Raw genomic sequence first — 8,853 nt, forward strand, 5'->3', positions numbered from 1 at the left:
CCGCAGCCCGGCCCGTGAGATAATCGCGCCCATGGATATGACCTCTCGCATGACGTCGCACTTTCGCGATGCCATGGCCGCTCACGAACAAAGCATGAACGTCCTGGCCGAACCCCTGGCGGTGGCCGTGGACGTGCTGTTCGGCGCCCTGGCGAACAACGGCAAGATTCTGGCTTGCGGCAATGGCGGATCGGCTGCCGACGCGCAGCATTTCATCGCGGAACTGGTGGGCCGCTTCGAACGCGAACGCCTGCCGCTCGCGGGCATTGCGCTCAACACCGACACCTCGATCCTCACGGCGGTCGGCAACGACTACGGCTTTGACGAAGTCTACGAACGGCAGGTCAACGCCTTCGGGCAGGCCGGCGACGTGCTCGTGGCCATCTCGACCAGCGGCAATTCGCCCAACGTGGTCCGCGCCATGGAAGCCGCCAGCGCGCGCGAGATGCACGTACTTGCCTTGACCGGCAAGGGCGGCGGCGTCATGGGGGAACTCATTACCCCGATGGACGTCCATCTATGTGTTCCCAGCGATCGCACCATGCGCATCCAGGAAGTCCATATTCTGCTGCTGCACGCGCTGTGTGACGGCATCGACGCTCTTCTGCTTGGAGACACCGAATGATTCTTGACGCCAGACCCGCAGTCCGCCCGCTGATGCTTGCCGCCGCGCTATCCACCGCGGCGCTTTCGCTGACGGCCTGCGCGCCCTTGATCGTGGGCGGCGCCGCCGCCACCACGGCGGTCGTGGTCACCGACCGCCGCACGTCCGGCGTCCAGCTCGAAGACCAGAACATGGCCTTCAAGGCGCAGAGCCAGATCGCTCAAAAGCTGGGCGACGCCGCGCGCGTCAATGCCATGGCCTACGGCGGCCACCTGCTGCTGACGGGCGACGTGCCCTCGGAAGAAGCCAAGAGCCAAGCCACCGCCATCGCGCAAAGCGTCGAAAACGTGAAGCAGGTCATCAACCAGCTCAACGTCGGCCCTATCGCGTCGTTCGGCCAGCGCTCCAACGACACCTGGCTGACCTCCAAGGTCAAGACCGCGCTCCTGAACACCAAGTACGTGCCCTCCGGCACCATCGCGGTCACCACCGACCGCGGCGTCGTCTACCTGATGGGCAAGGTCACCCAGGCCGAAGGCGACTACGCCGCCAATGCCACTGCGGACGTCGGCGGCGTGACCAAGGTGGTCAAGCTCTTTGAAACCATCAGCCGCGAAGAAGCCATCCGCCTGTCTGGCAGCGGCTCCAAACCTGCCACCACCGAAAGCAAGGCGCCCATCGAAAGCGGCACCGGTCCGGCCACCGACAACGCGGCTGGCACCGGCGGCACGAGCAGCGGCGTCGAGGCAATGCCCATCAAATGAAAAAAGCCATCGTAGCCCTCGCAGTTCTCGTGGCGGTCGGCATCGGCGCCTGGTTTGCCATGCGCCCGGCCCAAACCGCGCCCGACGTTACTTTCACCACGCTCGAAGGCAAGACCTTCTCCATGCAGGACCTGCGCGGCAAGGTCGTGCTGGTCAAATTCTGGGCGACCAGCTGCGTGACGTGCGTGAAGCAGATGCCCGACACCATCTCCGCCTACAACGAGTACGCGGACAAGGGGTATGAAGCCATCGCGGTCGCCATGAACTACGACCCGCCCAACTTCGTGCTCAACTTCGCCGAAACGCGCAAGCTGCCGTTCCCGGTTGCGCTGGACACCAAAGGCGAGATCGCGCGCGCCTTCGGAGACATCCGCCTGACGCCCACGGCGTTCCTCATCGACAAAGAGGGACACATCATCAAGCGTTATCTGGGCGAATACGACAAGGCCGAGTTCCACGCCACAGTGGAAAAGGCCCTGGCCGCCGGCTGATCTGCCGTCTCGGCGCGCCCCCAAGAATCGCCCGCCGCTTGCGGGCGATTTTTTTGGGCGGTTCGGGGATCCGGCACCCGCGTGGGACGGGGCACTGCGGGGTCAGTGTCAGACACCCGGGTGAGCGTGTCGTCAGCATGTGACATGCGGTTCTGCGGGTGTCAGACACCTCGGTATGCCGGAAGGGCCTTTGACACCTTTCCATGCAAAAAGCCGCCCGCTTATGCGGGCGGCTTTTCACTTAGGGCATGGCGATTGCCGGGCTCGGGCAGTTCAAACCACCCGCGCTCCGCACATCAAAACGCGGGAACGACCGCGCCCTTGTACTTTTCCTGAATGAAGGTCTTGACCTCCGGCGAGTGCAGCGCGTCGACCAGCTTCTTGATTCCCGGCGCGTCCTTGTTGTCGCTGCGGGTCACGAGCACGTTGGCGTACGGCGAGTCGGCGCCTTCGATGAACAGCGCGTCCTTGGTCGGCACCAGACCCGCTTCCAGCGCGTAGTTGGTGTTGATCAGCGCCAGATCCACGTCGTCCAGCGCACGCGGCAGCATGGCGGCTTCGAGTTCACGGAACTTCAGCTTCTTGGGGTTCTCGACGACATCGGCGGCGGTCGCCAGGATGTTGGCCGGATCCTTGAGCTTGATGACGCCCTGCTTTTGCAGCAGCACCAGCGCGCGGCCGCCGTTGGACGGGTCATTGGGGATGGCGACCGTGGCGCCGTCCTTCAGGTCGGACAGGCTCTTGATCTTCTTGGAGTAGCCACCGAACGGCTCGACGTGGACCAGGGCCACCGGCACGAGGGTCGCCTTGCGGTCCTTGTTGAAGCTTTCCAGGTACGGCTTGTGCTGGAAGAAGTTGGCGTCCAGTTGCTTGTCCGCCAGTTGCAGGTTGGGCTGCACGTAGTCGCTGAACACCTTGATGTCGAGCTCCACGCCTTCCTTGGCCAGCTTGGGCTTGACCACTTCAAGGATCTCGGCATGCGGCACCTGCGTGGCGCCCACGACGACCTTTTCGGCGTGGGCCGCGTTGGCGGCAACCAGGAGGACCGACGCCGCCAGGGCGGAACGGACAAAGTTCAAACGCATGTCTTGCCTCTTTTATGGTGAAAATCGGGGATCGATGTCCCGCAGGTTCGGGCAGGCCCCCTTTTGCGAGGCGTGCCGTTGTGAAAACGCCCCCAATTTACCTGAATGCCCGTTATTTGTCGGGCATATGGACATAGGTTTGCAGCATAAGAAACCTGTGGGTACTACAATCCGTCGTATGCTTGCGCTAGCCGCGTTCCAACCGCGTTCTTGTGCAGGCATTTTTTTAACGCCCATCAACTTTTCTGTTATTTATCTGCCGACTTAGCTGCCATGACCGACACCCCCGACCCTGCTGCCGTTTCGTCTCCCGCCGTCAAAGCCGCCGTGCTGTCCGAGGCTCTGCCGTATATCCGACGATTTCACGGCAAGACCATCGTGGTCAAGTACGGCGGCAACGCCATGACGGAAGAGCGATTGCAGCGCAGCTTCGCGCACGATGTCGTGCTGCTCAAGCTGGTGGGTCTGAACCCGGTGGTGGTCCACGGTGGTGGTCCGCAGATCGATGACGCCCTGCGCCGCATCGGCAAGCAAGGCACCTTCATCCAGGGCATGCGCGTCACCGACGCCGAGACCATGGAAGTCGTTGAATGGGTGCTTGGCGGCCAGGTCCAGCAGGACATCGTCATGATGATCAACGAGGTCGGCGGCAAGGCCGTGGGCCTGACCGGCAAGGACGGTGGCCTGATCCAGGCCCAGAAAAAGCTGATGGCCAACAAGGACAACCCGTCCGAACCCATCGACATCGGCTTCGTCGGCGACATCACGATGGTGGAACCGGCCGTCGTGAAGGCCCTGCAGGACGACCAGTTCATCCCCGTCATCTCGCCCATCGGTTATGGCGAGGACGGCACGGCCTACAACATCAACGCCGACGTCGTCGCCGGCAAGATGGCCGAAGTGCTGGGCGCCGAGAAGCTGCTCATGCTGACCAACACCCCGGGCGTGCTGGACAAGGGCGGCAAGCTGCTGCGCAGCCTGTCGGCCCAGACCATCGACGAGCTCTTCGCCGACGGCACGATCTCCGGCGGCATGCTGCCCAAGATCTCGTCCGCGCTGGATGCCGCCAAGAACGGCGTGAACTCGGTGCACATCGTCGACGGCCGTGTGCCGCACTGCCTGCTTCTGGAAATCCTGACCGACCAGGGCGTCGGCACGATGATCAGCTCGCACTGATGAAGCTCACCCCCGCAGCACGGCGCGCCGCGCAAGCCTCATGATGCAAGTGCGACGCCAATTGCTGCGGCCCGCAGTGCGGATGCGCCGCTCCCGCGGGATTGCCACAGGCGCGCCCGAGCGCCTGTGGCTGTTCGATCTGGACAACACGCTCCACGACACGTCGCACGCCATCTTCTCCAAGATCGACCACGGCATGACGATGGCGGTGGCCGAGGCGCTGAACGTGGACGTGGACGCCGCCAACCTCGTGCGGTCGCAATACTGGAAGCGTTACGGCGCCACCATGATCGGCATGGTGCGCCACCACGGCGTCGACGCCCACGAGTTCCTGCATCGCAGCCACGACTTCGACGTCGCGCCGCTGTTGCGCTCGGAAAAGGCGCTTGCCTACAAGCTGCGCCGCCTGCCTGGGCGCAAGGTGCTGCTGACAAACGCGCCGCTGCACTATGCGCGCTCTGTCCTGTCGCACCTGGGTATCCTGCGCCAGTTCGACAGCCTGTGGGCCATCGAGCACATGCGGCTGCACGGCGAGTTCCGGCCCAAGCCCTCCGCGGCGCTGCTGCGCTACGTGCTGGCGCGCGAAGGCGTGCCCGCCCACCGCGCCGTGCTGGTGGAAGACACGCTGGCCAACCTGCGGGGCGCCCGCCTGGCAGGCCTGAAGACGGTCCACGTGTATCACCCCGGCACCCCCTTCGGCCGCGGACGCTCGCACCGCCCGGCCTACGTCGACTTGCGGGTAAACTGCGTCAGTGATTTATTGTTACGCCGGCGCCCCCTGCGGGGCTGACGGCACGCAGTATCCCCTCCACCCGTCATCCTGCGCGAAGCAGTCCCTCCCATGGCGAGCAAACCCGGCGAGCGCAAGACCCAGATTCTGCAGACTCTGGCCGAAATGCTGGAGCAGCCGCACGCGTCCCGCATCACCACGGCCGCCCTCGCCGCGCGCCTCGAAGTCTCCGAAGCCGCCCTCTACCGGCACTTTGCGAGCAAGGCGCAGATGTTCGAAGGGCTGATCGAGTTCATTGAAACCAGCATCTTCACGCTGGTGAACCAGATCGCCACCGCCGAGCCCTATGGATTGCCGCAGGCTCACAAGACGGTCTCCATGCTGCTGACCTTCTCGGAGCGCAACAAGGGCATGACGCGCGTGCTGACTGGCGATGCGCTGGTCACGGAAGACAACCGGCTACAGGAACGCATCAATCACATCAACGACCGCATCGAGGCATCGTTGAAGCAATCGCTGCGCATCGCCATCACCGACGGCGGCCTGCCGCAGGAAGCCAACGTCGCCGCGCATGCCAGCCTGCTCACGCATCTGGTGCTGGGCCGCTGGCTGCGTTACGCGCAGAGCGGATGGCGGGTCACGCCCACGCTGCATCTGGACGAACAGCTACGCCTGGCCCTGGGTTGACGCGCCGGCATTAGCGCCATTTCGCGGAACAATCCCGGTGGTGTGCAGGGGCAAAACGAACTTTATCGTGTCCCGATTGGTTCGCGCCGACGCAACACTCGTACGCTTGCCCCGCCATGGGGGCGACGAGCATAATGCCCAGAACGAGTTTTCTACAAGCGCTGTTTTCCACCTTCTTGACGCTCATCAATACGGGTTTTCCACAATGCCGTCACGATCATCCTGTAGCGTCGAAACACCGGACTGATTTACCCCGTGCTCGCGGGCGGTGTTTCGTCAGTTTGACCTCAACTGGAGAAGGATATGGCTGCGGAAACCGCTGTCCCCGCCTCGCAAGCCCCCCAAAAAACCAAGATTCCCATCGGGCTCATCGCCGGCATCCTCGTGATGATCGGCGTTTTAATGATGCCCTTGCCGGCAGACCTGCCCGTTGCAGGCCATCGCATGCTGGCAATCCTGGCGTTTGCCGTGGTCGTCTGGATCACCGAAGCCGTCTCGTACGAAGCCAGCGCCATCATGATCACGACGCTGATGGCTTTCCTCCTGGGCACCGCGCCCACCATCAAAGATCCCAACGTTCTCTACGGCACGTCCGCCGCCATCAGCATGGCGCTGACCGGCTTTGCGAACTCGGCGCTGGCGCTCGTCACCGGCGCCTTGTTCATTGCCGCCGCCATGACATTCACCGGACTGGACCGGCGCATCGCGCTGGTGACGCTGTCCAAGGTGGGCACCAGCACGCGCCGCATCCTCATCGGATGTATCGCCGTGACGATCGTGCTGAGCCTGGTCGTGCCCAGCGCCACCGCGCGCAGCGCCGCCGTGGTTCCGATCATGATGGGCGTGATCGCGGCCTTCGGCGTGGACAAGCGCTCGAACATCGCGGCCGGCATCATGATCATCGTGGCCCAGGCCACCAGCATCTGGAACGTCGGCATCCAGACCGCCGCCGCGCAGAACCTGCTGACGGTCGGCTTCATGGAAAAGATGCTGGGCGAACGCGTGGCATGGTCGGACTGGCTGATCGCCGGCGCCCCTTGGTCTCTCATCATGTCGGCCGTGCTGATCGTCGTCGTGCTCAAGCTGCTGCCGCCTGAAAGCAACAGCATCGCCGGCGGCAAGGAAGCCGTCGAGAAATCGCTGCTCGACCTAGGTCCCATGACCGGCGCGCAAAAGCGCCTGATGGCCGTGTCGGTCATGCTGCTGCTGTTCTGGTCGACCGAAGGCAAGCTGCACAAGTTCGACACCACCTCGACCACCTACTTCGGCCTGGTGCTGCTGATGCTGCCGCGCTTTGGCGTGATGACGTGGAAAGACGTGCAATCGCGCATCCCATGGGGCACGGTGATCGTGTTCGGCGTGGGCATCAGCCTGGGCACGGCGCTTCTCACGACGCAGGCCGGCCAGTGGCTGGGCAACCAGGTGGTGCATCACACCGGCCTGGACCACCTCGGCCCGCTCGCCATCTTCGCCATCCTGGCGGCCTTCCTGATCGTGATCCACCTGGGCTTTGCCAGCGCCACCGCGCTGACCTCGGCCATGCTGCCCATTCTGATCTCGGTGCTGGCAACGCTGCCGGGCGACTTCAGCCGCCTGGGCATGACGATGCTGCTGGGCTTCGTGGTCAGCTATGGCTTCATCCTGCCCATCAACGCGCCGCAGAACATGGTGTGCCTAGGTACCGAAACCTTCAACGCCAAGCAATTCGCCAAGGTGGGCATCATCGTGACCATCGTGGGCTACCTGCTGATGCTGCTGATGGGCATGACCTACTGGCGCTGGCTGGGCTGGCTGTAAGGAGTCGTCATGAAAATCACGATTGCCCAAGCTAACGAATACGGCCGCCGGGTGCTGATGGCACAAGGCGTTCCGGAAGACATCGCGCGTGATGTCGCCGAACATCTGGTGGAATCGGACCGCGTGGGATACACGAGCCACGGCCTGTCCATCCTGACGAACTACCGCCGCGTGCTGTCCGAGGGCCTGGCCCAACCCGACGGACGTCCCGAACTCCTCAACGACCGCGGCGCAATGCTGGCCTACGACGGCCACCACGGACTGGGCCAGTACGTGGGTAAGGTCGTCATCGAAAAGGCGATTGAGCGCACGCAGGAACACGGCCAGTGCATCCTGACCCTGCGCCATAGCCATCACCTTGGCCGCATGGGCCATTTCGGCGAGATGGTGGCAGCCAAGGGACTGATCCTGCTGGCTTTCACCAACGTGATCAACCGCTCGCCCACCGTCGCCCCGTTCGGCGGCGCCCAGGCGTGCCTGACCACGAATCCGCTGTGCTTCGCCGGCCCCCTACCCGGCGGCCGGCCGCCGTTCATCGTGGACATGGCCACCAGTTCGATCGCGGTGAACAAGGCGCGCGTGCTGGCGGCCAAGGGTGAGCAGGCGCCGCCGGGGTCGCTGATCGACGCTGACGGCAACCCGACTACTGACCCGGGCGCGCTCTTTACCGATCCTCCTGGCGCATTGTTGCCATTCGGCGGCCACAAGGGCTACGCACTGGGCCTGGTGGCCGAACTGCTCGCGGGCGTCCTGTCCGGCGGCGGCACCATCCAACCCGAACATCCGCGCATCGGCGTGGCGACAAACAATATGTTCGCGCTGCTGCTGGATCCGCAGGTGGACTTCAATACTGATTGGCGGTCGATGGAAGTCGGCGCATTCATCGACTACCTGCACGCGTGCAAGCCGCAGCCTGGGGTGGAATCGGTGCAGTATCCGGGTGAGTATGAGGCCCGGAATCGGGCGGTCAATGCGGATTCGGTGGAGTTTGATAGTCGAATCTGGGATGGGTTGACGAAGTTGGCCGTGGAGCTTGGGGTGCCTGAAGCGTTGCCGTGAGGGAGTTTCGGGGACGGGATTTAGGCTGGCATTCATGCGCGTTCTTTTGACGCCCGCCGTAGCGGGGGCTGGGGAGCGCGGGGCTACGATTGCGGTCCGGAGCCTTCGCTCCGGACTGCCCCGTCCTCAACCTTGTACGCCTTCGGCTCCCTTCGGTTTCCGTCGGGCGCATCTACACGCCCCGCGCTCCCCAGCCCCCGCTACGACGTACTCCAGTCGCTTCAGCTTTGCCGACGGCGGGGGCGAGTTGGGTTCTTTAGGTTCTTGCCCACGGTGGGGGAAAGAGAGAGATCTTGCGGTGCCCGCCCCCGGCCGGCCGCGCGGGCGGCCTTCGGGGGCTTACGCGGCGTCTTGCGTCGTGRCGATGACGCTTCGCGTGTGGCTGCGACTGCTCCAGGTGTCTGACACCCTGGTGCGATCCACGTCATGCCAAGCGCATCTCCCTAGGGTGTCAGACACC

At 64.0% G+C, this 8,853-nt stretch carries 9 protein-coding genes; 8 read left to right on the forward strand and 1 reads right to left on the reverse strand.

Annotated elements, in window-relative coordinates; translation table 11 throughout:
• Positions 1–31: 31 nt before the first annotated feature.
• Genes ASD71_RS04515 through ASD71_RS04525 form a run of 3 tightly spaced genes read left to right on the forward strand, consistent with a single transcriptional unit; the run spans position 32 to position 1,859 of the window.
• Complete coding sequence (locus tag ASD71_RS04515; RefSeq protein WP_056560293.1) at positions 32–625, forward strand: phosphoheptose isomerase; 594 nt, start codon at positions 32–34, stop codon at positions 623–625.
• Positions 622–1,368, forward strand: a complete 747-nt coding sequence (locus ASD71_RS04520) for a BON domain-containing protein (protein WP_056560297.1) — start codon at positions 622–624, stop codon at positions 1,366–1,368. Before ASD71_RS04515 ends, ASD71_RS04520 begins: the two co-directional genes overlap by 4 nt.
• Entirely contained in the window at positions 1,365–1,859 is a 495-nt protein-coding gene (locus ASD71_RS04525) for a peroxiredoxin (protein ID WP_056560300.1), read from the forward strand. Before ASD71_RS04520 ends, ASD71_RS04525 begins: the two co-directional genes overlap by 4 nt.
• 296 nt (positions 1,860–2,155) lie before the next feature.
• Here ASD71_RS04525 and ASD71_RS04530 read toward each other — a convergent pair whose 3' ends face one another.
• Positions 2,156–2,944 (reverse strand): MetQ/NlpA family ABC transporter substrate-binding protein, encoded by a 789-nt coding sequence (locus tag ASD71_RS04530; protein WP_056560303.1) that lies wholly within the window; start codon positions 2,942–2,944, stop codon positions 2,156–2,158.
• Between the two features lie 273 nt (positions 2,945–3,217).
• Between ASD71_RS04530 and argB the strand changes: the two genes are divergently transcribed.
• The 5 genes from argB to ASD71_RS04555 all read left to right on the forward strand — a co-directional run bounded on the left by argB (position 3,218) and on the right by ASD71_RS04555 (position 8,393).
• Positions 3,218–4,120 (forward strand): acetylglutamate kinase, encoded by a 903-nt coding sequence (argB, locus tag ASD71_RS04535; protein WP_013396740.1) that lies wholly within the window; start codon positions 3,218–3,220, stop codon positions 4,118–4,120.
• Between the two features lie 43 nt (positions 4,121–4,163).
• Complete coding sequence (locus ASD71_RS04540) at positions 4,164–4,910, forward strand: pyrimidine 5'-nucleotidase (RefSeq protein ID WP_056566402.1); 747 nt, start codon at positions 4,164–4,166, stop codon at positions 4,908–4,910.
• Between the two features lie 51 nt (positions 4,911–4,961).
• Positions 4,962–5,537 (forward strand): nucleoid occlusion factor SlmA, encoded by a 576-nt coding sequence (slmA, locus tag ASD71_RS04545; protein WP_056560305.1) that lies wholly within the window; start codon positions 4,962–4,964, stop codon positions 5,535–5,537.
• Between the two features lie 303 nt (positions 5,538–5,840).
• Positions 5,841–7,334: a DASS family sodium-coupled anion symporter gene (locus tag ASD71_RS04550; protein WP_056560307.1), complete on the forward strand. Its 1,494-nt coding sequence runs from the start codon at positions 5,841–5,843 to the stop codon at positions 7,332–7,334.
• 9 nt (positions 7,335–7,343) lie between these two features.
• Complete coding sequence (locus tag ASD71_RS04555) at positions 7,344–8,393, forward strand: Ldh family oxidoreductase (protein WP_056560311.1); 1,050 nt, start codon at positions 7,344–7,346, stop codon at positions 8,391–8,393.
• Positions 8,394–8,853: the final 460 nt, after the last annotated feature.

Source organism: Achromobacter sp. Root565 (genome assembly GCF_001427425.1).
In the GTDB taxonomy this organism is placed as follows: domain Bacteria; phylum Pseudomonadota; class Gammaproteobacteria; order Burkholderiales; family Burkholderiaceae_B; genus Achromobacter; species Achromobacter spanius_D.

Excerpts from the sequence above, each read along its gene's own strand:
- ASD71_RS04515 (WP_056560293.1), top strand. The coding sequence starts at position 32 with ATGGATATGACCTCTCGCATGACGTCGCACTTTCGCGATGCCATGGCC.
- ASD71_RS04520 (WP_056560297.1), top strand. The coding sequence starts at position 622 with ATGATTCTTGACGCCAGACCCGCAGTCCGCCCGCTGATGCTTGCCGCC.
- ASD71_RS04525 (WP_056560300.1), top strand. The coding sequence starts at position 1,365 with ATGAAAAAAGCCATCGTAGCCCTCGCAGTTCTCGTGGCGGTCGGCATC.
- ASD71_RS04530 (WP_056560303.1), bottom strand. The coding sequence starts at position 2,944 with ATGCGTTTGAACTTTGTCCGTTCCGCCCTGGCGGCGTCGGTCCTCCTG.
- argB (WP_013396740.1), top strand. The coding sequence starts at position 3,218 with ATGACCGACACCCCCGACCCTGCTGCCGTTTCGTCTCCCGCCGTCAAA.
- ASD71_RS04540 (WP_056566402.1), top strand. The coding sequence starts at position 4,164 with ATGCAAGTGCGACGCCAATTGCTGCGGCCCGCAGTGCGGATGCGCCGC.
- slmA (WP_056560305.1), top strand. The coding sequence starts at position 4,962 with ATGGCGAGCAAACCCGGCGAGCGCAAGACCCAGATTCTGCAGACTCTG.
- ASD71_RS04550 (WP_056560307.1), top strand. The coding sequence starts at position 5,841 with ATGGCTGCGGAAACCGCTGTCCCCGCCTCGCAAGCCCCCCAAAAAACC.
- ASD71_RS04555 (WP_056560311.1), top strand. The coding sequence starts at position 7,344 with ATGAAAATCACGATTGCCCAAGCTAACGAATACGGCCGCCGGGTGCTG.